Origin of the sequence: Pseudomonas sp. Leaf48, assembly GCF_001421885.1 — a bacterium.
In the GTDB taxonomy this organism is placed as follows: Bacteria; Pseudomonadota; Gammaproteobacteria; order Pseudomonadales; family Pseudomonadaceae; genus Aquipseudomonas.
In genome coordinates this window covers 73,849-97,644 of sequence record NZ_LMLH01000008.1, presented here as the reverse complement: position 1 = coordinate 97,644, position 23,796 = coordinate 73,849, and the positions used below count along the sequence as shown (strand labels likewise).

The following is a 23,796-nucleotide window of genomic DNA, read 5'->3' as shown; positions in this document are numbered from 1 at the left end:
GCCGATGCGAATCAGAGCAGTTCTTTTCGACATGGACGGCACCCTGCTCGACACCGCGCCGGACTTCATTGCGATCTGTCAGGCGATGCGTTCCGACCGCGGCTTGCCGCCGATCAACGACAAGCACATCCGCGACGAGATTTCGGGCGGCGCCAGGGCAATGGTCGCGGCGACCTTCTCCATGGACCCGGAATCGCCGGGGTTCGAGGAACTGCGCCTGGAGTTTCTGGAGCGCTACCTCGTCGGTTGTGCCGTCCACAGCAAGTTGTTCGACGGCATGGGGGAATTGCTCGCCGACATCGAGAAGGCCAATCTGATCTGGGGCGTGGTCACCAACAAGCCGCTGCGTTTCGCCGAACCAATCATGCAGCAGCTGGGATTGGCCGAGCGCTCGGCGCTGCTGATCTGTCCGGATCATGTGAAGAACAGCAAACCGGATCCGGAGCCGCTGATCCTGGCCTGCAAGATGCTCGACCTGGACCCGGCCAGCGTGCTGTTCGTCGGCGATGACCTGCGCGATATCGAGTCGGGGCGTGATGCGGGTACCAGGACCGCCGCCGTGACCTTCGGCTATATACACCCGGACGATAACCCGCGGCATTGGGGCGCGGATGTGGTGGTCGATCATCCGCTCGAGTTGCGCAAGGTGCTTGATAGCGCGCTTTGTGGTTGCTGAGCGTACTGATTGCAGGGTGCTTTTTGGCGAGGGGGCTTGCCCCCCGCTGGACTACGCAGTAGTCCCAGTTTTTTGGGGCCGCTTCGCAGCCCAACGGGGGCAAGCCCCCTCGCCACAGCAAGCCCCCTCGCCGCAAGCCACCTTGCCACAGGAACTTCCTCGCCATGAGCGCGTTGCCTGCCTACTGAATTGTTGTGAGGTTTTTTATGTTTGATTACTCCGCTCACCCCGAATTGCTCAAGGACCGGGTCATCCTGGTCACGGGCGCTGGTCGCGGCATTGGCGCGGCCGCTGCGAAAACCTATGCAGCCCACGGCGCTACAGTGCTGTTGCTGGGCAAGACCGAAGCCAACCTGACCCAGATCTACGACGAAATCGAAGCCGCCGGCCATCCACAACCGGCGGTCATTCCGTTTAACCTCGAAACCGCCCTGCCCCATCAATACGATGAGCTGGCAGCGATGATCGAAAGTGAATTCGGACATCTCGACGGCTTGCTGCACAACGCATCGATCATCGGCCCGCGCACGCCGATCGAACAGCTCTCCGGCGAAAACTTCATGCGAGTCATGCAAGTCAACGTCAACGCCATGTTCATGCTCACCAGCACCCTGCTGCCGTTGTTGAAGCTGTCTCAGGATGCTTCGGTGGTGTTCACTTCCAGCAGCGTCGGTCGCAAGGGGCGTGCGTACTGGGGCGCTTATGGCGTCTCCAAATTCGCCACTGAAGGTCTGATGCAGACCCTGGCTGACGAAGTCGATACCGTGGCGCCAGTGCGTTCCAACAGCATCAACCCGGGAGCCACCCGCACCAGCATGCGTGCCCAGGCTTACCCAGGGGAAAACCCGCTGAACAACCCGACGCCCGAAGAGATCATGCCCGTGTACCTGTACCTGATGGGACCAGACAGCACAGGCATCAACGGCCAGGCTTTCAACGCACAGTAGATATGCGTATTGCGTTGAGTGTCGCGCCGGCCTGCCCTCGCGACACTCAACGCAAGTTCAATCAAGTACTCCCCCTGCCAGCCCAATCGTCAAAGTTAATAACTCTTTAATAGATTGATTAATAACGACTTTTATTAAACTGAACTGAATGACACGCCTTTCGCTCTAAAATTGCTCAACATGCAACGTGAAAGCAGGTGGGCGTCGTTTACGTCGATAGTTACTCATGTTCGACAAAGCAGATTAAACTTGTACGAAATGTCCTACGGGACTGATGGACCAGTACGACGCGCAGCCCATAGCCGCTCTCACCCAGCTTGTAAGACTGTCTTACCGCTTAGGGGCGCACGCCTTATGAAAACACCTTCCCAGACCAATGCAATTGACTTCGATAGCGCCAAATTGCAACGCCTGGGCTTTGGTCAGCAATCTCCCCTTCTGGAAAGGCCCCTCAGCCTTGCGCAGTTGCGTCAACAATTGAGCATGCAACTGCAAACCAGTCTCGAGCCGCAACGCATTCTCGGAATTTTCTATCGGGAAATTCAGCGAATGGTGCCCCTCGACGCTCTGAGTTATCAGCACAATAGCTGCGACCTGCGCCTGGAGTTCGGCGAGCGCGGCCACCACTCGGTCAGCTACAGCTTGAGCCATGAGGGCGAGCATCTGGGCGAGCTGGTCTTTCGTCGCAATCGGCGTTTCGATGAGCAGGAACAGGGAAACCTTGAGTCCTTGCTGGCGGCGTTGCTGTATCCGATGCGCAATGCCTTGCTCTACCGTACCGCCACCCAAAGTGCCTTGCGCGATCCACTGACGGACATTGGCAACCGCATCGCCATGGATCAGACGCTGCTACGGGAAACCGAGCTTTCACGGCGCCACCTGCAACCGCTCTCACTGTTGATGCTCGATATCGATCACTTCAAGAGAATCAACGACAGCTATGGCCACGGCGTTGGCGATGACATGCTCAAGGCGGTTGCTGCCTCGATCAAGCACCAGTTGCGTAACGTGGACATGGTGTTCCGCTACGGCGGCGAGGAGTTTCTGATTCTTCTGTCCAACACCACCCGGGAGTCAGCGGCCATGGTCGGCGAACGCCTGCGGTTTGCCATTGAGGCCGAGCATTATCTGGCCGAAGGCAACTCGATCGAACTGACCGTCAGCCTCGGCTGCTCGACCCTGCAGCCCGGTGAGTCTGCCGACAGCCTGCTGCGAAGAGCCGATAGCGCGCTGTATGTGGCAAAGCGCGAGGGGCGCAACCGGTTGGCGATGGCTGGGTGATCGATTAGTCCAGCAAATAATCAATGTGTGGCGAGGGGGCTTGCCCCCGTTGGACTACGCAGTAGCCCCCAGGAACAGTGTTTTGGGGCCGCTTCGCGGCCCGACGGGGGCAAGCCCCCTCGCCACACATGCCCCCTCGCCACAGTTTCTCCTACATCAACCAGCCATTGAATCAGCCTTCGGCCAGTGCCATGCGCTCACGAGCGAGCGGCGTTCGCTCCGAGTGCTCCAACTGCATGCAACGCTCAAGAAACAGGTACATGTAGTCGTAGCTCTTGCACACGGCCTGACGCAATTGCGCCTGCAGGGATTTGCTCGGGTTCATGCCAGCTAACGTACAGATGATTTCCAGCGCCTCCCAGGGATGGGCATCATCGTACTGGGCATGCATTTTCAGCCATTTCATCGCGCGCTTGCGATCTTCCTCAGGGAAGGAAGCCGCATAGACGCCGTTGGAACAGACCACCGCCGACCACTCACCGGTGGCCCCTTCGATGGCATAGTTGGTGGCGGCAATGGCAACGATCAGCGAATCGGCCGAACTGGTATGCCAGCACCAATGGCTCAGGGCGTGAAGCTCCGGGGCCACCTGTTGCGCCTGCAGTTCTTCCAGACTGACACCGTGGGCACGACTCCAGTGCACCCAGTAATCGGCGTGATTCAATTCGACGCGAATGTTGCGCATCAGCCAGCGCCGCGCCATGTCCTCACCGGGATGACGGGCAAAGCGGGTCTTGGTCAGGTTTTGTGCCATATACAACGCGAACTGTTCTACCACCGGCCAGCCACCGATCAGGTACTGGCGCATGGTCCTCGCACTGAGCTTGTTGTCTCGCATGCGCTGATACAGTTCGTGTTCGACTACCCGGCGTTTGCTCTCGCTGCAATCCTGTATCAGGCGCTGGGCCCAGGCGGGATAACTTGCAGCTTCCATGAGGGGTCCGGTTCTGTTGAATGTGTCGATCACTGTCGAGCTCCTTTTGATTGTGATTGTTCAGATCGACAAGAGACTTCAACGGAACGTGCCAGGGGCCTTGAACAACAAAGGCTGGGGCCTGGCAGGACGACTTAGCAAGCTATCGCAGGTAAACCGATGCGGGCGTTCAATGACATACCCTTGAGCATAATCCACCCCGATTTCCAGCAATGCCTGCTCGATTTGAGGCGTTTCGACAAACTCTGCAATCGTACGCTTACCCATGACATGACCGATGTGATTGATCACTTCGACCATGGCGCGGTTAATCGGGTCGTCCAGCATATCCTTTACGAAACTCCCGTCGATCTTCAGGAAGTCTACAGGCAAATGTTTCAGGTACGCGAACGAGGACATTCCGGCACAAAAGTCGTCGAGCGAAAAATGGCAGCCTAAGCTTTTGAGTTCATTAATAAATCTGATAGCGCTGCCAAGATTTGAAATTGCACTGGTTTCAGTAATTTCAAAACAAATCATTTCAGGGGGAATCGAGTACGTAACAAACCGTTCACGGAGGAAGTCCAGAAAAGCCTCATCACCAATGGTCGTGCCTGACAGATTGATCGCACACATGGCCAGCGCCGCCGCGCTCTGCTCGGCCTGACACTGGGCAATGATCTTGAACACGTTCTCTACCACCCAACGGTCAAGGGAACTCATCAGACCATAGCGCTCGGCCGCTGGAATGAAACTGTCGGGCAGGATCATGCGCCCGGCTTCATCATGCAGGCGCAGCAGGATTTCGATATGTCCACTGCCGTGTTCGGTATGGCCCAAGGGTGCGATTTCCTGGGCGTACAGGCAGAACCGGTCCTCTTCCAGCGCAATGTGCAAGCGCTGTACCCAGGCCATTTCGCCAAAACGCAGGGACAACTCCGAATCGTCCGGGTAATAGACCTGAACGCGGTTACGCCCCTTTTCCTTGGCCATATAGCAGGCCATGTCGGCAGCACGCAGTGAAGCTTCGAGCGTTGTCGGGATCTGCGTAACATGCACCAGCCCGACACTGACGGTGGTGACGAATGGACGCCCCTTCCACACGAAATGCAGGTTCTGCACAGTCTGGCGCAGGCTCTCGGCAATCTTTTCCGCGGCCTCTGGCGCACAGTTTTCCAGGAGGATACCAAACTCGTCGCCGCCCAACCGGGCCAGGGTATCGCCTTCACGCAGACCCGATTGCAACAGCGCGCAGATATGTCGCAGCAACTCATCACCCGCCGCGTGACCGCAGGTATCGTTGACCAGCTTGAATTGATCCAGATCCAGGAACATCAGCGAATGGCGTCCGGCGTGCCGTGTCAGGTTGTGCAGCGCCTGCTCCAGGCGGTACTCGAATTCGCGACGGTTGGCGAGCCCGGTCAAGGCGTCGTGGGTCGCCTGCCAGGACAGATTGGCGATGTACTGCCGCTCCTGAGTCATGTCGTGCAGCACCAGCACAGTGCCGCTGACTTTACCCGCGTTAAGGATCGGCGCCCCCACCAGGGTAACCGCCACCGTGCTGCCGTCCAGGCGCTGGATCAGCCGGGAATGGTCACTGCCACCGCTCAACTGACCGCTCAAGATATGTTCGATCAGGGTAAAGCCATCCGTCTGGGCATTTTCGTCCAGCAGATTGAACAGCGCCGCCAGCGGCAACCCTGTGGCTTGCTCGGCTTTCCAGTGGGTCAACGCTTCGGCGGCCGGGTTCATGTAGGCGATAGCGCCTGAAACATCCGTGGTGATCACCCCATCGCCAATCGACTGCAAAGTGATTTGTGCGCGGTCTTTCTCCAACTGCAGGGCATCGGCGAAAGCATGGCGTTGCTTGAGCAGTTTACGGGTGCGCAACAAGGCCAATACGATCAGGCCCAGCGCTGTGGCCAGGTTCGTGACCAGCAGCAGACGCAGAATCATCCGCGAGCCTTCGCCCAGGGCGTCACTGAAGGCTTTCTCCGCTGGAGTCACGCCATCGTTAATAACGAAAATCTGCTCCTTCCAGCGCCGGATATCAGCCTCGGATGCCTGATCGGCGCTGATGCCGAGATGCATTTGCTGTGCAACTTCTTCGAGCCGGACCAGATAGGTATCACCGACCATCCACCGCTCGATAGCTTTTTCCAGATAACTGAAATGACGAAAATTGAGGTAAAGCCAGATCACGCTGGAGACGTCGTCCGGGTGGTTGCCACCCTTGAGGATTGCCAGTCGCGCAACCTCGATGTCCGGGGGTTGCTGGTCCAGCGCCAAGCGCAACTCATGACCACTCTGGGGCACCGCGATGGCGTTCTGATATTTGCGGAAAATTGCCTCATCGCGACTGTCAGCGTAGAGGTTGAGGTAATAGATGGCGTCTTTCTGTCCCTTGGACCACAGGCTTTCACCAGCAACGTAGCCACGGACCGCCGACAGCACATAAAGGCTGACCCCACCCAGCAGGGCCTGAAATAGCACAACGGCAATGAATGGCCAGACGATGCCCAACAACCGTGGCGTTCCGAGAGTCCGCGTTTGATTCATGAGGTCCCTTGTCTTAGCACTGCTCAATCGCCATCCGGACGATAATTGCTATCGCTAGACTAGGTGGCGAATCCATTCCCGGCAAGCTTCAGCTCTTGCCCGGACGATTCGCCATGGTGGTGAACTTCGGGTGCGCAACGGCTTGCTGTATTCAAACGGAGATCGATAAACCCTGCCGGCTGCGCTACAACTGCTGCAAATGCCCATACAGCTTTGCGTACAAGCCACCATCGGCAATCAGCTGCTGGTGGTCGCCATCTTCGGCGATTTGACCGCCATCAAACACCAGTACCCGGTCCGCCTGTTTTACCGCAGAAAGTCGATGGGCAATGATCAGCGTGGTGCGATTGCTCAGGAAACGCGCCAGGGCCTGGTGCAGGTTGTACTCGGTGGCGGCGTCCAGCGCGGAGGTGGCCTCGTCGAGGATCACCACTTTAGGCTCGGCCAGCACCATCCGCGCGATGGCCAGGCGTTGCCGCTGACCGCCGGACAAACGGACGCCGGAGCGCCCGACGATGCTGTCCAGGCCATTGGGCAATTGTCGGACTGTAATGTGCAGTTGTGCGATTTCCAGTGCCTGCCAGCAGGCTTCGTCACTGCGCTCGCGGCCCATGGTCAGGTTGGCGCGGATGGTGTCGTTGAACAGAGCCGGATGCTGCAGGACCACGGCGACATTTTCCCGCACGGTTTCCAGGCCGATCTCTTGTTGAGTCGAACCGCCGAAGCGAATGGTACCGGCCAATGGCGTGTACAAACCCAACAGCAGCTGCACCAGGGTGCTCTTGCCGCCGCCACTCGCGCCGACGATCGCGACCTTTTCACCGGGGGCAATGGACAGGTTCATCTGGTTCAGGACCAGTTCCTCACCGTAGCCGAAGCTCAACCCCTGGACCTCGATCCCGACGGTTTCGCGACCGTGAAACGGGTCGACTCCGCCCGGGTATTCGGGCTCGTCGGCACGGGACAGCAGCTCATTGATCCGTGACAGCGCTCCGCCGGCGGCATAGTAGGCGTATTGCAGGTTCAGCAATTGTTCCACCGGACCGATCATGAACCACAGGTAGCTGAACACGGCGAGCATCTGGCCGATGGACAGGTCGGAGAACAATACGGTGAGCATGGCGGCAGCACGAAAAATATCGATGCCGAACTGGAACAGCAAGCCGCTGGCCCGGTTCGACGCATCGGTCTTCCACTGCGAATTGACCGCATAATCGCGCACATCCCGGGCGCGCTGCCCCAGGCGACCAAGGAAGAACCCCTGGCGGTTGCCGGCACGTACTTCCTGAATCGCATCGAGGGTTTCGGTCAAGGCCTGCGTGAAGCGCGAGGTGCTGTCGTTCTCGAGCTTCTTAAGGTGTTTGACGCGCTTGCCCAACTGCACCGTGGCGTAGATCACCAGCGGGTTGAACAGCAGAATCAGCAGCGCCAGCTTCCAGTGCATCCACATCAGGATGCCGGAGGTACCGACCAGGGTCAGCATGGCCACGAGGAAACGACTGAGGGTTTCGCCGATGAATTTGTCCAGGGTATCCAGATCGGTGACCAGATGGGTCGTGACCGTGCCGCTGCCCAGGCTTTCGTATTCGCCCAGCGAGATACGCTTGAGCCGTTCGATCAGGCGTATGCGGATACGATAGACGATGTCCTTGGCCAGCCCAGCGAACAATTTCGCCTGCACCACGTTGAACAACAAGGCGCTGCAACGCAGGATCAAGGTCACCAGCAGCATCAGGCCGATGTAGCCCGCCGCTTTCTGCCAGGCGTCGGGCAAGGCGTGGTTCATGACCTTCAACGCCGCGTCACCGTGGCCCAGCAACACCTCGTCTACCAGCAACGGCAGGAGCAACGGAATCGGCACGCTGCACAAGGTTGCCAGCACGGCCACGCCGTTGGCGATCCACAGGGATTTCTTGTGATGCAGGGCCAGGCGGCGGATTTCCGCCCAGCTCAGGCGGTCGACACGTTTTGCTGCAGGGCTATCGTCGGGCAAATCAGGCACAGGCAGCACGCTCCAGCCAGCGGCCGAGCAGCGGGGACAGCTCACTGAGCGGTTGATAGCCATTGGTCAACAATGCCAACTGACCGTTACGCTCAGCCAGCAGGGTTGGGAAACCGGCTATGCCCAAGTCCTGCACCCAGCTGAAATCCGCATTGGTTGCAGCGTGCATATCGGCACGATCGAAGGCTGCAGCAAATTCGATCCGAGGTACGCCGGCCTGCTCGGCCAACTCCACCAGCACACTGGCACGGGTGACGTCGCGACCTTCGGCATAAAACGCCTGCTGAATCAGCCCCAACAGTGTCCACGCGCAATCCGGCGCCAGGCCGCGCGCCGTCACCAGCGCCCGGCAGGCAGGTTCGGTGTCGTAGACAAAGCCGTCAGGCAACGCACCTTCGAATTTGAACGGTTGGCCGGTGGCTTCGGTGACCGCCTGCCAATGTTCAAGGATATAACGCCGGGTGCCTGGCTCCAGCGCTGCGCCGTTGCCGGTACGCAGCCCGCCCACGATCAGGTGGACGTCAACGCCAGCAGCTTGCGCCTGCTCCACCAGTGCGTTGGCTACCGGGGCAAAGCCCCAGCACCAGGAACACATCGGGTCCATCACATAGAGCAGGCGCGCGGACATGGTTCAGGCCTCGGAGGTTACTTGCTTGTAGTTGTAGCCGATCGGGTGAGGCTGGTTACGAGCCTTGGCCAGTTCGATCTGCTTTTGCCGGTCGATGGCACCGCGACGGGTCTTTTCACTCAGCTTATCCCAGCAATGCGGGCAACTGATGCCGGCCACGTAATGCTCGGACGCACGGTCTTCCACGCTGACCGGTGTACGGCAGGCATGGCACTGATCGTAGTCACCTTCGCTCAAGTCGTGGCGCACGGTCACGCGGTTATCGAACACGAAGCAGTCGCCCTGCCACTTGGTCTGTTCCTGCGGTACCTCTTCGAGGTACTTCAGAATGCCGCCCTTGAGGTGGTAGACCTCATCGAAGCCCTCGCTGAGCATAAAGCTCGACGCCTTCTCGCAGCGGATACCACCGGTGCAGAACATCGCGACCTTCTTGTGTACGGCCGGGTCGAAGTTGGCTTTGATGTAGTCGGGAAACTCGCGAAAACTGGTGGTTTTCGGGTCGATGGCGCCTTCGAAGGTACCAATCGAGACTTCGTAATCGTTACGGGTATCGATCAACAGAACTTCAGGGTCGCTGATCAGCGCATTCCAGTCCTGCGGATCGACGTAGGTGCCGACCTTTTTGTTCGGGTCCACGCCTTCGACGCCGAGGGTGACGATCTCTTTCTTGAGCTTGACCTTGGTGCGATAGAACGGCTGCTCGTCGCAATACGATTCTTTGTGGTCGATGTCGTCCATGCGCGGGTCGTTCTTGAGCCAGGCCATGAGCCCGTCGATACCTTCGCGGCTGCCCGACACCGTGCCGTTGATGCCTTCTTCGGCAATCAGCAGGGTGCCCTTGATGCCGTTGTCGACCATTGCTTGCAGCAGCGGCTCGCGCAGGGCGACGTAATCTTGCAGGGTGACGAACTTATACAGTGCCGCCACGACAATCTGTTGTGTCATGGGTAAATCTCCAGGTGGCTACCCTCGCAAAGGGTGAACCGGATATGAAAAAAAACGCGCCGGGTTAGCGGCGCGCTGCTTAGTCTAACAAAAATACTGAGGCATTTGGACTGTGGCGAGGGGGCTTGCCCCCGTTGGGCCGCGGAGCGGCCCCCCACCATCAGTTCAGACCAATCGAGATATCCGGATTTACGACTGCTGCGCAGCCGAACGGGGGCAAGCCCCCCTCACCACAACAGCCCTGCAATCATCAGCCCTCAGCCCTCAGACCTCCAGCCCTTGACATCAATGCTTGCTGCCACCGGCACAGGTCGGCGACGCCGGAGCCGCATCGATCTGTGCCCATTCCTCCGGCGTGTAGGTATGCAGCGCCAACGCATGGAACTCGTCCATCAGCTCGCCAAGCGTGCCGTAGACTTTCTGGTGGCGCTTGACCCGGCTCAGGCCTTCGAACTGCGCGCTGACAACCACAGCCTTGAAGTGGGACGAAAGCCCACGACTGTGCATGTGGCTCTCATCCAGCACTTGCAGATGCTCGGGCTGCAGCAGGCCCAGCGTCGATTCGATGCGTTGTTGCATGGTCATACCGAACTCCGCTTAAGGCTTTTTCTTGGCTGGCGCGGCTGCGTCTTTTGGCGTCAGCTCAGTGGTCATGTCCGCCAGCAGCTTGTTGACCACAGGCACCGCGCTTTCCAGCTTGGCCTGGGTCATCTGGGCCGATTGCTGGGTCAGTTGCGGCATTTTCTCCAGGACTTTCTTGCCCAGTGGCGACTTGTAGAAGGCAACCAGATCCTTGAGTTCGGATTCACTGAAGTTGCTGGTGTAGAGCTTGACCATGTCCGGTTTCAGCTTGTTCCAGCCAATGGCCTGGTCCAGAGCGGCGTTGGCCTTGGCCTGGTAGGTTTCCAGTACGGCTTTTTTCGATTCAGGGGCTTTGGTCTGTGCGAAACGCTGAGCAAACATCTGCTGAACTTGCATGTACACCGGAGTGCCCAGTTTGTCAGCGTGCGCCATGGTCAGAAAAGCCTCGGCACTGGCGTTGTGGCTGGCGGTATCGGCAAAAACCTGGCCGCTGGCGCAAACCAGTGCAACCGCGGTACAGATGGCACGTAGACGAGTCATCGAGTTTCCTTTTCTAGCAGGCGAGGTAAAACCCCAAGGGCGTCCATTCTGCGCCTAAAAAAGTGTGTCGCTCAACCCCAAGCCTTGTCGCGCCTGAATTAGAGGGGTTGAATGGATCAAATCGACATTGATGGAACCCCGGCCGTCCAGCACGGCCTAAACTGCGCAATCGGACCTACAGGAGTGAGCAAGATGAGCCGTATCGAAACCGACAGCCTTGGCCAGGTGGAAGTCCCCGATGAAGCCTATTGGGGCGCTCAGACACAACGCTCGCTGATAAATTTTGCCATCGGCACCGAACGTATGCCGCTGGCGGTACTGCATGCCCTGGCACTGATCAAGAAAGCCGCGGCACGGGTCAATGATCGCAATGGGGATGTGCCGGCCGATATTGCCCGGCTGATCGAACAGGCCGCCGACGAAGTGCTCGCCGGCGAGCACGACGACCAGTTCCCGCTGGTGGTCTGGCAAACCGGCAGCGGCACCCAGAGCAACATGAACGTCAACGAAGTGATCGCCGGTCGCGCCAATGAACTGGCGGGCAACCCCCGCGGCGGCAAGTCTCCGGTACACCCCAACGATCACGTCAATCGCTCCCAGAGTTCCAACGACTGCTTCCCCACGGCCATGCACATCGCCGCAGCCCAGGCCGTGCAGCAGCATCTGTTACCGGCAATCAGCGAACTGTCCGGTGGTCTGGCGGAGCTATCCGCCCGTCATATGAAACTGGTCAAGACCGGTCGCACCCACATGATGGACGCGACCCCCATCAGCTTTGGCCAGGAAGTATCGGCATTCATCGCGCAACTGGATTACGCCGAACGGGCGATCCGCAGCGCATTACCCGCTGTGTGTGAACTGGCCCAGGGTGGCACTGCGGTCGGCACCGGGCTGAATTCGCCCCACGGCTTCGGCGAAGCCATCGCCGCCGAACTGGCAGCCCTTTCCGGTTTGCCGTTCGTTACCGCGCCGAACAAGTTTGCCGCCCTGGCCGGGCATGAGCCGCTGACCACGCTGTCCGGCGCGCTGAAAACCCTCGCCGTGACCCTGATGAAAATCGCCAACGACCTGCGCCTGCTCGGTTCCGGCCCGCGCGCAGGTTTCGCCGAGGTTCGACTGCCGGCCAACGAGCCGGGCAGCTCGATCATGCCGGGCAAGGTCAACCCGACCCAGTGTGAAGCGCTGTCGATGCTGGCCTGCCAGGTGATGGGCAACGACGTTGCCATCGGCTTTGCCGCCAGTCAGGGTCACCTGCAACTGAACGTGTTCAAACCGGTGATCATCCATAACCTGCTGCAGTCGATCCGTCTGTTGGGCGATGGCTGCAGCAACTTTCAGCAGCATTGCATCGCCGGCCTGGAACCGGATGCAGAGAAAATGGCTGAGCACCTGGAGCGTGGCTTGATGCTGGTGACTGCCCTCAACCCGCACATTGGCTATGACAAATCAGCGGAAATTGCCAAGAAGGCCTACAGCGAAGGGTTGACCTTGCGTGAAGCGGCACTGCAGCTGGGGTATCTGACCGATGAACAGTTCGATGCCTGGGTAAGGCCGGAGAATATGCTCGAGGCTGGGGCCAAGGGCTGAGTCTTGTAGCGCCTGCTAGTCCGTCTTCGCGAGCAAGCCCGCTCACACAGGGTCTTGTGTCGTTCACAAAAACTGTGATCAACACAACCTTGTGGGAGCTGGCTTGCCAGCGATGAACGATAACGCGGTCTACCGTCCCACCGCCATGCGCACACGCCGCGCCTTGAGCCCGGCAATCAACGACGGCCCCAACGCCACCAGCGCCGACCCCAGCACCACCAGCACCGCGCCGCCATACCCCAGACCATTGATCGCCTCGGCGTGCACATAGTCCGGCCATAACCACGCAGCCATCGCGACGGCCGCGAAGGTCACCAACGGCGTGATCGCCAATGTCGCACTCACCCGTGAAGCTTCCCAGTGGGCCAACGCCTCGGCGAACGCACCATAGGCGATCAGGGTGTTCATGCAGCACGCCAGCAACAGCCAGCCTTGCAGCGGGCTCAGTTGCAGCGCTTCGAGCGGATGCACCCAGGGCGTCAGCAACAGCGCGCAAAACAGGTAGATCACCATCATCACCTGCAATGAATTCCACACCGACAGCAACTGCTTCTGCCCCAGGGCATAAAAGGTCCAGACGGTGGACGCCAGCAGCACCAGCAGGACGCCGGCGGTGTAATCAGTCAGCGAACTCAACAGCTCGCTCAAGCGTTGGTTGAAGAACAGCACGAAGCCAATCAGCAACACCAGCAAGCCAATGCCCTGCCCCAGGCTGAACCTCTCCTTGAACACAAACAGGCTGGCGATCAGCAGCATGATCGGCCCCATCTGCACCACCAGTTGTGCCGTGCCGGGGCTGAGCAGGTTCAGGCCCATCAAATACAACACGTAGTTACCGACCAGGCCGAGCACCGCCATCAGCACCAGCCAGCCACCGCGCGGGCCAAGGGCTTTGCGGCTAGGCAGGCGCCTGGTCGCCGCCAGATAGATGAACAGGCAACCACCGGAGACCAGCAGGCGAAACCAGGTCACGGTCACCGGGTCCATCACCAGCAGCACTTGCTTGAGCTTGATCGGCAGGATTCCCCACAGCAGGGCGGTCAACAAGGCCAGGAACAGACCGTACACCCAGCGACCCGAAGAAATGTGCATGCGAACCCCAAAAGCCCAAGTGGCAAGAGTGGTCATTCTAAGGGCAGAGGCGTTTGGCACACAGGGACAGTTGGGTGCTCGCCGCGAATGAAACTGTGCGGGTCGTAAAGTAAAAGACCGCGGCGCCTGCCTTCGCGAGCAAGCCCGCTCCCACAGTGAATCTGCCGCGCGCACAAAATCTGCGTACGGCCACAAATTCCCTGTAGGAGCTGGCCTGCCAGCGATGGCTATCTAACTGACAACGAGGAACATCCAGGCTTAACGCACCGCCTCAAACAACCCGGTAGCCCCCATCCCGCCACCTACACACATTGTGACGATGCCGTAACGCAGATTACGTCGCTGCAACTCGCGAACCAGGTGCCCGACCTGGCGCGAACCGGTCATGCCGAATGGATGGCCGATGGAAATCGAACCGCCATTGACGTTGTACCGGTCATTGTCGATCTCCAGCCGGTTACGGCTGTACAGGCACTGCGAAGCGAATGCTTCGTTGAGTTCCCACAGATCGATGTCGGCAACCTGCAAGCCTTTGGCCTTGAGCAGTTTCGGCACCGAAAACACCGGGCCAATACCCATCTCGTCCGGTTCGCATCCAGCCACGGTAAACCCACGGAAGAACGCTTTGGGCTTGAGCCCCAGTTCCAGGGCTTTTTCCAGGCTCATCACCAGCGTCATGGAAGCGCCGTCCGACAGTTGTGAAGAGTTGCCGGCCGTCACCGACCCATCTTCGGCGAACACCGGTTTCAACCCGGCCAGACTCTCCAGGGTAGTGTCAGGACGGTTGCAGTCATCACGATCGACAATGCCCTCAAGGATCTGCACCTGGCCGCTGGCCTTGTCTTCGACGCGGTACTTCACCGCCATCGGCACGATCTCATCATCGAACAGCCCGGCGGCCTGCGCCCGGGCCGTGCGTTGCTGGCTCTGCAGGGCGTACAAGTCCTGCTCCTGGCGACTGACGTCATAGCGTCGGGCGACGACTTCAGCGGTCTGCCCCATCGGGAAGTAGATGCCCGGCACCTGTTCCTTGAGCAGCGGATTGATCAGGTTGTCGGTGTTGACGCTTTTCATGGTCAGGCTGATGGACTCGACGCCGCCAGCGACGATGATGTCGCTGCAACCCGAGGCGATCTGGTTGGCGGCGATGGCGATCGCCTGCAAGCCCGACGAGCAGAAGCGGTTGAGGGTCATGCCGGCAGTGCCGATGCCCAGGCGCGACAGCACCGCGACATTGCGACCGATGTTGAAGCCCTGGGCACCTTCGTTGGAACCGGCGCCGACGATGCAGTCCTCGACAATCGCCGGGTCGATACCGGAGCGCACCAGCAAGGCGTCTACACAATGCGCCGCCATGTCGTCCGGGCGGGTCATGTTGAATTTGCCGCGAAAGGATTTGGCCAGCCCGGTCCGCACGCTGTCGACGATCACCACTTCACGCATGGCATACCTCATTGTTGTTGTCGGTTGAGAGTGGACCGAGCATAAGTCCAGCCCTTCACCGACTGCGACAATCATTCACCCCGCGTATGCGTAACCATCGGCTCACTTGCGGCCTTTGTGCTTGTCGGATTTTTCGAAGGCCTCTTCCAGCGCCTGGTTGATGGTGTGCAGAACCTTGACCCGCGCCCAGCGCTTGTCATTTGCCTCGATCAGCGTCCACGGCGAGATTTCCGTGCTGGTGCGATCGACCATGTCACCGACCGCTGCGCGGTAGTCGTCCCATTTGTCGCGGTTGCGCCAGTCGTCTTCGGTGATCTTGAAGCGCTTGAAGGGAATTTCCTCGCGTTCCTGAAAACGTTCCAGTTGGGTCTGTTTGTCGATGGCCAGCCAGAACTTCACGACGATTACCCCGGCCTCCTCCAGCTGTTCTTCGAAATCGTTGATTTCACTGTAGGCACGCAACCAGTCCGCCGCGCTGCAAAAACCTTCGATACGTTCCACCAGCACCCGGCCATACCAGGAGCGGTCGAACACGGTGAACTTGCTCCGCGCCGGAATGTGCCGCCAGAAACGCCACAGATACGGCTGCGCGCGCTCTTCTTCAGTGGGCGCGGCGATCGGCACGATACTGTACTGACGTGGGTCCAGTGCCGCCGCCACCCGGCGAATCGCCCCACCCTTGCCTGCGGCGTCGTTGCCTTCGAACACGGCCATCAGCGCGTGGCGGCGCATGCGCTTGTCACGCATCAACCTGGAAAGCCGCGCCTGCTCGGTGATCAACTGTTGCTCGTAATCCTGCTTTTCCAGGCGCAGGGTCAGGTCCAGGCTGTCGAGCAGGTTCACTTGATCGACACTGGGAACTACCGGGGCGGCGCTGACTTTCTCCGGGTGAACCCGGGGCCGTTTCAGTGCTTGCTGCAGGCCCTCGAGCAGTATCCTGCCCACCGCCAGGCTTCGATAGTGCGCATCCATCCCGGCGATCACATGCCAGGGTGCGTAGTCACGGCTGGTACGGCGCAAGACACGCTCGCCGTATTTCACGAACTTGTCGTAAGTTTGCGATTGTTGCCAGTCCAGCGGGCTGATGCGCCAGCTGTGCAACGGGTCGTCGGCCAAGGCCTTGAGACGCGCCTTCATTTGCTTCTTCGAGAGGTGGAACCAGAATTTGAAGATCAGCGCGCCTTCGTCACACAACATCTTCTCCAGGCGCTCGGCGGCGTTGATGGCCTGATCGAGCCGCGGGTCCTTGAACTCGCCATGCACCCGCCCCTGCAACATCTGGCTGTACCAGTTGCCGAAGAAAATCCCCATGCGGCCCTTGGCCGGCAACATCCGCCAGTAGCGCCAGGCCGCTGGTCGCGCCAGTTCTTCATCGGTTTGCTGATCGAAGGTGCGGACCTCGATCAAGCGTGGGTCCATCCACTCATTGAGCAACTTGATCGTCTCACCCTTGCCGGCGCCTTCGATACCATTGATCAAAATGATCACCGGAAACCGCCGCTGCTGCTGCAACTCGAACTGCGCTTCGAGCAGCGCTTCGCGCAGCGCCGGTACTTCAGCGTCATAGGTTTCTTTGTCGATGGCGTGATCGATTTCGGCAGACTCAAACATGGGTAACTCCCTTCCAGATGTGAGCAAGACTAGCGGAGATAAAGAGTCACGGTTGAGCAAAAAGGTCAAAAGATCGCGACCTTGGGCAGCACGCCGATCAGCTAGAATGGCGCTCTTGCCGTTGCCGAGCCTGTCATGAAACCTGTACTGCCCCACGCCCAGCTCGACTGGGACGACCAAGGTCGCCCGTATTCGCGAGTGTTCGACGATGTCTATTTCTCCGATAAGTCGGGGCTGGACGAAACACGCTACGTGTTCATCGAGCAGAATCGCCTGGCGGAACGCTTCGCCGCCCTGACGCAGGGCGGGCGCCTGGTCATCGGCGAAACGGGTTTCGGCACGGGGCTGAATTTCCTGTGTGCCTGGCAGGTTTTCGAGCAACACGCAGCGCCCGGTGCGCGACTGCACTTTGTCAGCGTCGAGAAATACCCGCTGAGCCCCGCCGACCTGCAACGCGCCCTGGCGCTGTGGCCGGAACTCAAGGTGTTTGCCGATCAATTGCTCGCGCAGTACGTAGCGATCCATCAGGGCTTTCAGCGTCTGACCCTGGCCAACGGCCGCGTCACCCTGACCCTGCTGATCGGCGATGCCCTTGAACAACTGCCGCAACTGGACGCACGAATCGACGCCTGGTTCCTCGACGGCTTCGCCCCGGCGAAAAACCCGGACATGTGGACCGCCGAACTGTTTGCCGAACTGGCACGTCTCGCCGCCCCAGGCTCGACCATCAGCACCTTTACCAGCACCGGTTGGGTACGCCGCTTGCTCAACGCTGCCGGTTTCAAGATGAAACGCACGCCGGGTATCGGCCACAAATGGGAAATCCTGCGCGGCGAGTTCCTCGGTTGGCCGCTGGATGTAGCGTCACCGGCACAGGCCAAACCCTGGTTCGCCCGCCCCGCCCCCTTGGCCGGTGAGCGCCGAGCACTGGTGATAGGTGGTGGCCTGGCCGGATGCGCCAGCGCCGCCAGTTTCGCCGCGCGGGGCTGGCAGGTCAGTCTGCTGGAGCGTCACGACGCCCTCGCCCGGGAAGCGTCGGGCAATCCGCAGGGTGTTTTGTATCTCAAGCTGTCCGCCCACGGCACGGCCTTGTCGCAATTGATCGTCAGCGGCTTCGGCTACACCCGTCGTCTGCTGGAGTCCCTGCAACGCGGGGTCGACTGGGACGCTTGCGGTGTTTTGCAACTGGCTTTCAATGCCAAGGAAGCCGAGCGTCAGGCGCAATTGGCGGCGGCGTTTCCCGACGATCTGCTGCAGGTGCTCGATCGGGAACACGCCGAAATCCGCGCCGGCGTCCATTTGCAATCGGGAGGGCTGTTCTATCCCGAAGGCGGTTGGGTGCATCCCCCCGCGTTGTGCCAATGGCAAGCCGCACACCCGAACATCCAGCTATTGACCCACCACGATGTACTCGAGTTGCGCCAGACAAACGGAAAATGGCAGGCCTGGGAGGGAGACAGGCTCCTCGCCGAGGCCCCGGTGGTGGTGCTGGCCGGTGCCGCCGAGATCAAGCGGTTTTCCTTCAGTCGCGATCTGCCACTCAAACGCATTCGCGGACAGATCACCCGCTTGTCCCAGACCTCTGCCAGCCAGAGCCTGAGCACCGTAGTCTGCGCCGAGGGCTATGTCGCCCCGGCACGGCTGGGCGAACACACCTTGGGTGCAAGTTTTGATTTCAACAATGACGACCTGACACCGACTGCCGCCGAACACGAAGGCAATCTGAAGATGCTCGAGGAAATTTCCCTCGACCTGCTCCAACGCCTTGGTGCCGCGAACCTGCAACCCGAAGCGCTCGAAGGCCGTGCAGCGTTTCGCTGTACCAGCCCCGATTACCTGCCGATTGTCGGTCCGTTGGCAGACAGCTCGGAATTTGCAGACGTCTATAAAGCCCTGAGCAAGGATGCCCGGCAAACCCCGGACACCCCTTGCCCGTGGCTCAATGGCCTGTACGTCAACAGCGGTCACGGCTCGCGAGGGTTGATTACCGCGCCATTATCCGGCGAACTGCTGGCTGCGTGGCTTGATGATGAGCCTCTGCCACTGCCAAGGGCCGTGGCAGAGGCCTGTCACCCCAACCGTTTTGCCTTGCGACGCTTGATCCGCGGCAAGTCCTGAAGGCTCAATCCAGGGCGAAGCAGGTCTTCAAGTCCTCGGCCTTGATAGCCTCCCGGGTCAATTTTTGCAGCAACTGTGATTCAGCTTTTTGCATCTCTGCCATGATGCCGTCGACCTTCTTGCGATAATTTTCTCCAAGCGTTTCCTGATTTTCGAAGGCCGTTTGCACACGGGGGTGGAAGGGTGTGGCGGCATCGGTGAATTGCCTGGGGTGGTGTTCACGCAAAAAGTCGCTCCAGAACGGGCGCTTGCTCAGGAACTCCACCAGCCCTGGCGCGAGCTCCGCGCTGACGACCCGGTTATACGCCGCATCGAGTTTCGCCGGGGTGACACCGGCAAGCGATGCATACCTCATATGTTTGGGCTGACCGATCAGGTCGAGCCTTTCGGCCAGACCGGTAAGATAAGCCAGCTCCACCTCAACCGGATCAAGCTTGGGATCGGCCGTGAACTCCTCCTTGGCTATTTTGGAGAGATAGTCCTGGCGAAACAGGCGTCTACCCAGTTGCAACAAGCGAGCCGCCCTGTCGTGAGCGTTGACGGCCTGGCGAACCACCTTGTCGACTTCGACGGCCACTTCAAGTTTACTGAAAATGATGGCCGCCGAATCGGAGCAGTTGGCCCTCATGGCCATCGGCAGCAATTGCTCGCGTAGAGCCGAATCGGCCTGAGCGGCGTCGATCACAGTCCATACCCGGCGAGTCATGTCTTCGCGTACATGGCGGGTATCCGCCGTGCCTGCGACCTGTGCCAGCAGTCGAAAGAACTCACCGGCAGCGGGTTCATTTTTCAGCGCGAGCCACGTGCGGTTACGACTGGCATAAAGTTCTTCGGTCGATTTTGGTATCCACAAGTCTCTGGCCCTTTGTTCATTGATCATTGCCTCATCATTAGCGATGAACCCCATCCCCTGGCCCGTGGCGTCTCTATGGGTGGTCAGACTCGCTCGACTTGCGGTGGACAATGGGTTCAGACGAAGGTTGATGGCCTGGGCGACTCGATCCGGGAGTTGAAACACCCACTGCGGCAGTTCCCGAATCTCGTTGCCACGCAAGTCCACCATGTCCAGATTGGGCAGACTACCTATCCCCAAGAGAAACTCCGTGGCATAGGTATCGTTCAGGTACAGCGCCTGCAAATTGAACATTTTACCAACATCGAGCGTGGCCCCCAGACGGTTGCCGGTAAGCCTCAAGGTACGCAGCTCGCGCATATCGGCCAGCTTGCGCAGCGTGTGCTCGGTCAGTGCCACCTGATTGCCATCCAGACTCAAGTGCTGCAGCGCCGGCATGTGCGAGAGCGCTTCGGGCAATCGCGTGAGCTTGTTGCGGTCCAGATCCAGTCGGGTCAGGTTTTTGAAAGGCTTGAGGAAGTACGCCAGTTCATCGCCCGCTTGCATATCCTTGATGGAAAGGATGCGCACATGGGCGACATCCTGCTCGGTCAGTGTCGGCAGTTGCCCTACCGGTTCGCCCTCAAGCTTGAGCGTGGTCAGCGCCGGGTCTTGCGGCCAGCGCGGCGGCGTTACACGGCGCCAGCAATTTTCGATGGCATTGGCCACATGGCGTCGGCCGACCCGAATATCATTGAGCTGCCCCGGCAATTTGGCCATTTGCACCTCATCGTCGCGCCACGCGTACAGCCCCTTGAGGAAGGCCTTGAGCTGCTGCTTGAGCTCCTTGAGCCGGGTTACCCGTGACGTCATATCGCTGCCCGCCTCATCGAGAAAGGCGGACACCTGGGCATCAGTGAACGTGGGGTATAGTTTTCTGACTTTGCGAACCAGTGCTCTTGCGTAAGAACCCGCAGCGGGCGGATCCGCCTGGGTACACCCGGTAAGGTGTTGCGCGACCTCACTGCGCTCATTGCGCAGCAGCTTGCCGGTACGCTGAGGGTCACGAGCGGCGGCCGCAAACAATCGTGAGCGCAGCGTGTGGATATCCACGGTGTCGACGCCCGTGAAGGACATGCGCGTGCGCTGGCTTTGCGGCAATGCATGGTAGATCGACTCAACCAGGTGCCTGGAAGTTTTGCTGTGCGACGAAGCACCATCGATTGAGGTGACCTGGTAGCCGCCGGAGGTTTTGACGATGATCTTGCGCTGTGACGCCCCTTCTTTGCCCACGCTGTCCAGCAGCGTGCCACTTTCCGAGTCCTGGCGTACTTCCAGGCGCAAATCGTCATCCCAGCCCTGCAACTGATCCATCAATCTCAGGGCCAGATTGTCAGTGTCGGCATTTGCCAATTGTGGCTGGTGCAATCCGGCAAGTGCTCGATCCTGCCTGATTGCGAACTGGGTCTCCCGGGCCTGTTGCGCCAGGTCCAACCCGATCCTGCGTTCTTTGAGAAAGGTGCGATCTCGGGCAGAGGCATTATCGAGCAACTCCTGACTGACCCGGTTGGGAAGGTCAGGGAACTGTTCGCGTAGCGTAGCGACGTGGCGGTGCCGTCATGGGCGCTATAGAGCCAATCGAGCAATGGCTGGCGATCACTTTTGAGGTGCGCAGCGATTTTCCCGGCCAACAGTTGCGATTTCGTGGCGGTCTGCGCTGAGCCGATCAGCGCTTCGACGTCATTCTCGTGCAGGTCACTGATGACCCTATCGAGCAACCGACCCGAGTCAAGTTCCGCCTGGGTAACCTCCAGGCAGTTAACCTTATCAACCGCTGACGCGGTTTGCGGAAAGCGTGAGACATTCCCTTTCGCCTCTCCTTCTCCTTCTCCTTCTCCTTCTCCTTCTCCTTCTCCTTCTCCTTCTCCGAGCACTTCAATGAAGCGCTCCGCTGGCCAGCCAGGCAACCTTGGCAAGGTCTGCAATTGCTCCTGCACATAGTCCGTGTTCGCGGTCTCGCCCTGCTCCATGGCACTGATTACCGCGTTGACTCTGCGGTTCAGCCTGAAACGCTCGACGCAATCATTGAACCGCTGCGGCAGATTGAGGTTGCTTTCGTGCAAACGGTGCAAGCTGGCGGGTGACATTCCAGTGATGTCGGCAATCGCCGTCAGATCGTCACCCAGATCGCTCAGGCGCGGAGCCGTACGTCGCAGCGCGTAAGCGCCGTCAGGCCATTCATGGGCATGCTCGTAGGCATGCCGCCAGCCGCCTTCCACGGTTCTTTCGATGGCTGGCTGGAATCTGTCCGAGTGCCCGGGATGGTTGATCTGCCATGACTGCTGCGCAGCATTGCGGGAAACGCGGTAGCTGGCCCCATCCAGGCTGATCGATGTGAGCTCGCCATCGCGGTAGATGCCCTGCGAATCCGCCTGCAAGTCCGCGGCCTGCGTCGAGGCTTGCCGATAGGGCTCAAGGTCCGGCTTCCAAAGCCTCGCTTTACCATCAGCGCGGGTCACTGCCTCGAAGCCGTCGAAGAATGCCGCCTGTTCTTTCACGCCTTTGCTGATGGCTGCCGAAACGATCTTGCCGCCTGCCGCAAAGGCAGCCATTTGCGCGAGGCTTTCCACCACATTGAGCAGATGCGACAGCGCTTGATGATGCTCGCCGTGCGACCAGTCCTGCACACCTTCATAGACTTCACTGACGATTTCGACCACCGCCGCCGTCAACATCACCTGACCAATCACCGGCACAAAAAACGCGGCGGCATTGAGCAGTAACAGGCCTGCATCCAGCAATGCCTGGATATTTTTTTCCCGTTGCTGCTCATCGACATCCGCCGTCGGTACGGCAAGGTTGCGCGCGTCCTTCTGGGTTTTGCTGAGAAACGCACTGAACAAAAAGTCTGCCACGTCAGTATCGACAGGCATGGCGACGAGCGTGCCTAACTTGCGATCTTTGTTGAAATGAGTGAAGAAATCGCTCTTGTCCGGACCAGGAAGGTAATGCTCGACAAAGTGTTTTTTGTAACTCTTGCTTTGCAAGTGGAGCTCGAGATAGTCCTTGAAATCCTTCAGAGAGGGGTACTCATACAAGGGGCGCCGGGGTTCGTTCGGCATATACACAACACACTTGGCCAAGGGGGCGGTATCGATCGACGCCCTGCTGAATATCAGCGCGCTACAAATGCAGCAGTCGTGAACCGTCAAGCCTTGCCAGATCACCGCAGCGCCATCAAAGCGCGCCTCTGTGCATTGCGCCGCCGGGAGATTCTGTTCGATCACACTCAACAGCATGGTGTACGCATCTTTGCTGATGTGCTTTTTCAGGTAGGCGATATGAACAGCAACTTGCATGTCCAGCAGCTTCAGTTGCCGGATATCGCTGGTGGACGCGCGAACATCGACGGGGGCATCTGCGACAGGTTTGGCCGGCAGTTTCAGAACGTCATTGATGTGAGTCTGGTAGCGGGTACCGAGATCAAGCTCACGGCAAAGCGTGGCGAAATTGCCCGGGGTGATTTGCGAGCCTGACTGGGGCTGATTGTTGATTTTTATCAACGACTGCGTGGGGATGCCTCCAGTCCTGGTTTCCGCGGATGTGAAGTTCTCCATTGCAGCCTGAAGCAGACTGCGGGATGTGGTGGTGGTCCCTTCCAGGAAACCGATAGGAGCCAGCCCTGTCGAGTTAAACTTCGATTTGATGATCTCCAGGGTGTCACGCTCGACGTCGACCTCGGTGCTCCACTTTTCCTTGAGCTTACTCGTCAGTTCCTGCTTGCAGAACTCATCCAGCGGTTTGAGTCTTGCGAGTACTTGCGTGGCCTTGGTGTAGCAAGGCTGACTCTGTTCCAGCGCGGTCTTCAGGCCCTGCACCACGCTCAGGTCGGCCGCGATCAGCCATTGGGGAATGGATTGCTGTAGAGCTTGGGCTTTGTCCAGGTCAGCCGTATGGAGCAGTAAAGCCTCAAGGCGTTGTTCGGAAGTGACTGTAACGACAGCGGGTGCCGTGATTGCGGTAGGCAGCATGTGCAATGT

17 protein-coding genes are annotated in these 23,796 nt (G+C 59.3%); 5 read left to right on the top strand and 12 right to left on the bottom strand.

Going from position 1 to position 23,796, the window contains the following annotated elements:
- Window positions 1-4 precede the first annotated feature (4 nt).
- The 3 genes from mupP (at window position 5) to ASE98_RS08165 (ending at window position 2,904) form a co-directional block, all read left to right on the top strand.
- Window positions 5-676 (top strand): N-acetylmuramic acid 6-phosphate phosphatase MupP, encoded by a 672-nt coding sequence (gene mupP / locus ASE98_RS08175; RefSeq protein WP_060540873.1) that lies wholly within the window; start codon window positions 5-7, stop codon window positions 674-676.
- Window positions 677-882: 206 nt separating this feature from the next.
- The gene (locus tag ASE98_RS08170; protein WP_060540872.1) at window positions 883-1,623 is read left to right on the top strand and encodes a YciK family oxidoreductase; all 741 of its coding nucleotides are present in this window, start codon (window positions 883-885) and stop codon (window positions 1,621-1,623) included.
- Between the two features lie 354 nt (window positions 1,624-1,977).
- Window positions 1,978-2,904: a GGDEF domain-containing protein gene (locus tag ASE98_RS08165; protein ID WP_060540871.1), complete on the top strand. Its 927-nt coding sequence runs from the start codon at window positions 1,978-1,980 to the stop codon at window positions 2,902-2,904.
- A gap of 172 nt (window positions 2,905-3,076) precedes the next feature.
- On the opposite strand, the gene ASE98_RS08160 is transcribed toward ASE98_RS08165, so the two are convergent.
- The 7 genes from ASE98_RS08160 to ASE98_RS08130 form a co-directional block, all read right to left on the bottom strand.
- Window positions 3,077-3,838, bottom strand: coding sequence for a TenA family transcriptional regulator (locus ASE98_RS08160; protein WP_256352754.1), 762 nt, complete (start codon window positions 3,836-3,838; stop codon window positions 3,077-3,079).
- A 78-nt stretch (window positions 3,839-3,916) separates the two neighbouring features.
- Window positions 3,917-6,376: an EAL domain-containing protein gene (locus ASE98_RS08155; protein ID WP_060540869.1), complete on the bottom strand. Its 2,460-nt coding sequence runs from the start codon at window positions 6,374-6,376 to the stop codon at window positions 3,917-3,919.
- A gap of 184 nt (window positions 6,377-6,560) precedes the next feature.
- Window positions 6,561-8,378, bottom strand: coding sequence for an ABC transporter ATP-binding protein (locus tag ASE98_RS08150; protein WP_060540868.1), 1,818 nt, complete (start codon window positions 8,376-8,378; stop codon window positions 6,561-6,563).
- Complete coding sequence (locus ASE98_RS08145) at window positions 8,371-8,973, bottom strand: DsbA family protein (protein ID WP_177336955.1); 603 nt, start codon at window positions 8,971-8,973, stop codon at window positions 8,371-8,373. Before ASE98_RS08145 ends, ASE98_RS08150 begins: the two co-directional genes overlap by 8 nt.
- A gap of 36 nt (window positions 8,974-9,009) precedes the next feature.
- Window positions 9,010-9,951: an oxygen-dependent tRNA uridine(34) hydroxylase TrhO gene (gene trhO, locus ASE98_RS08140; protein WP_060540866.1), complete on the bottom strand. Its 942-nt coding sequence runs from the start codon at window positions 9,949-9,951 to the stop codon at window positions 9,010-9,012.
- 285 nt (window positions 9,952-10,236) lie between these two features.
- The gene (locus tag ASE98_RS08135) at window positions 10,237-10,536 is read right to left on the bottom strand and encodes a BolA family protein (RefSeq protein WP_060540865.1); all 300 of its coding nucleotides are present in this window, start codon (window positions 10,534-10,536) and stop codon (window positions 10,237-10,239) included.
- A 12-nt stretch (window positions 10,537-10,548) separates the two neighbouring features.
- Entirely contained in the window at window positions 10,549-11,073 is a 525-nt protein-coding gene (locus tag ASE98_RS08130) for a DUF2059 domain-containing protein (RefSeq protein WP_060540864.1), read from the bottom strand.
- 192 nt (window positions 11,074-11,265) lie between these two features.
- Between ASE98_RS08130 and ASE98_RS08125 the strand changes: the two genes are divergently transcribed.
- Complete coding sequence (locus tag ASE98_RS08125) at window positions 11,266-12,660, top strand: class II fumarate hydratase (protein ID WP_060540863.1); 1,395 nt, start codon at window positions 11,266-11,268, stop codon at window positions 12,658-12,660.
- Between the two features lie 129 nt (window positions 12,661-12,789).
- On the opposite strand, the gene ASE98_RS08120 is transcribed toward ASE98_RS08125, so the two are convergent.
- From ASE98_RS08120 to pap, 3 genes are all read right to left on the bottom strand, one after another.
- On the bottom strand, window positions 12,790-13,752 hold the full coding sequence (locus tag ASE98_RS08120) for a DMT family transporter (RefSeq protein ID WP_060540862.1): 963 nt from the start codon (window positions 13,750-13,752) through the stop codon (window positions 12,790-12,792).
- A gap of 258 nt (window positions 13,753-14,010) precedes the next feature.
- Window positions 14,011-15,195: a thiolase family protein gene (locus tag ASE98_RS08115; protein WP_060540861.1), complete on the bottom strand. Its 1,185-nt coding sequence runs from the start codon at window positions 15,193-15,195 to the stop codon at window positions 14,011-14,013.
- 102 nt (window positions 15,196-15,297) lie between these two features.
- Entirely contained in the window at window positions 15,298-16,806 is a 1,509-nt protein-coding gene (gene pap, locus ASE98_RS08110) for a polyphosphate:AMP phosphotransferase (protein WP_060540860.1), read from the bottom strand.
- Between the two features lie 135 nt (window positions 16,807-16,941).
- Between pap and mnmC the strand changes: the two genes are divergently transcribed.
- On the top strand, window positions 16,942-18,924 hold the full coding sequence (gene mnmC / locus ASE98_RS08105) for a bifunctional tRNA (5-methylaminomethyl-2-thiouridine)(34)-methyltransferase MnmD/FAD-dependent 5-carboxymethylaminomethyl-2-thiouridine(34) oxidoreductase MnmC (RefSeq protein WP_060540859.1): 1,983 nt from the start codon (window positions 16,942-16,944) through the stop codon (window positions 18,922-18,924).
- Between the two features lie 4 nt (window positions 18,925-18,928).
- Here mnmC and ASE98_RS27150 read toward each other — a convergent pair whose 3' ends face one another.
- Together ASE98_RS27150 and ASE98_RS27145 are read right to left on the bottom strand one after the other, a co-directional pair.
- Window positions 18,929-21,130, bottom strand: coding sequence for an NEL-type E3 ubiquitin ligase domain-containing protein (locus ASE98_RS27150; protein WP_236707788.1), 2,202 nt, complete (start codon window positions 21,128-21,130; stop codon window positions 18,929-18,931).
- 5 nt (window positions 21,131-21,135) lie between these two features.
- Complete coding sequence (locus ASE98_RS27145) at window positions 21,136-23,787, bottom strand: dermonecrotic toxin domain-containing protein (protein ID WP_236707787.1); 2,652 nt, start codon at window positions 23,785-23,787, stop codon at window positions 21,136-21,138.
- Window positions 23,788-23,796 lie beyond the last annotated feature (9 nt).

Coding starts and splice junctions, on each gene's coding strand:
- mupP (WP_060540873.1), top strand. CDS start 5: ATGCGAATCAGAGCAGTTCTTTTCGACATGGACGGCACCCTGCTCGAC.
- ASE98_RS08170 (WP_060540872.1), top strand. CDS start 883: ATGTTTGATTACTCCGCTCACCCCGAATTGCTCAAGGACCGGGTCATC.
- ASE98_RS08165 (WP_060540871.1), top strand. CDS start 1,978: ATGAAAACACCTTCCCAGACCAATGCAATTGACTTCGATAGCGCCAAA.
- ASE98_RS08160 (WP_256352754.1), bottom strand. CDS start 3,838: ATGGAAGCTGCAAGTTATCCCGCCTGGGCCCAGCGCCTGATACAGGAT.
- ASE98_RS08155 (WP_060540869.1), bottom strand. CDS start 6,376: ATGAATCAAACGCGGACTCTCGGAACGCCACGGTTGTTGGGCATCGTC.
- ASE98_RS08145 (WP_177336955.1), bottom strand. CDS start 8,973: ATGTGTTCCTGGTGCTGGGGCTTTGCCCCGGTAGCCAACGCACTGGTG.
- trhO (WP_060540866.1), bottom strand. CDS start 9,951: ATGACACAACAGATTGTCGTGGCGGCACTGTATAAGTTCGTCACCCTG.
- ASE98_RS08135 (WP_060540865.1), bottom strand. CDS start 10,536: ATGACCATGCAACAACGCATCGAATCGACGCTGGGCCTGCTGCAGCCC.
- ASE98_RS08130 (WP_060540864.1), bottom strand. CDS start 11,073: ATGACTCGTCTACGTGCCATCTGTACCGCGGTTGCACTGGTTTGCGCC.
- ASE98_RS08125 (WP_060540863.1), top strand. CDS start 11,266: ATGAGCCGTATCGAAACCGACAGCCTTGGCCAGGTGGAAGTCCCCGAT.
- ASE98_RS08120 (WP_060540862.1), bottom strand. CDS start 13,752: ATGCACATTTCTTCGGGTCGCTGGGTGTACGGTCTGTTCCTGGCCTTG.
- ASE98_RS08115 (WP_060540861.1), bottom strand. CDS start 15,195: ATGCGTGAAGTGGTGATCGTCGACAGCGTGCGGACCGGGCTGGCCAAA.
- pap (WP_060540860.1), bottom strand. CDS start 16,806: ATGTTTGAGTCTGCCGAAATCGATCACGCCATCGACAAAGAAACCTAT.
- mnmC (WP_060540859.1), top strand. CDS start 16,942: ATGAAACCTGTACTGCCCCACGCCCAGCTCGACTGGGACGACCAAGGT.
- ASE98_RS27150 (WP_236707788.1), bottom strand. CDS start 21,130: ATGGATCAGTTGCAGGGCTGGGATGACGATTTGCGCCTGGAAGTACGC.
- ASE98_RS27145 (WP_236707787.1), bottom strand. CDS start 23,787: ATGCTGCCTACCGCAATCACGGCACCCGCTGTCGTTACAGTCACTTCC.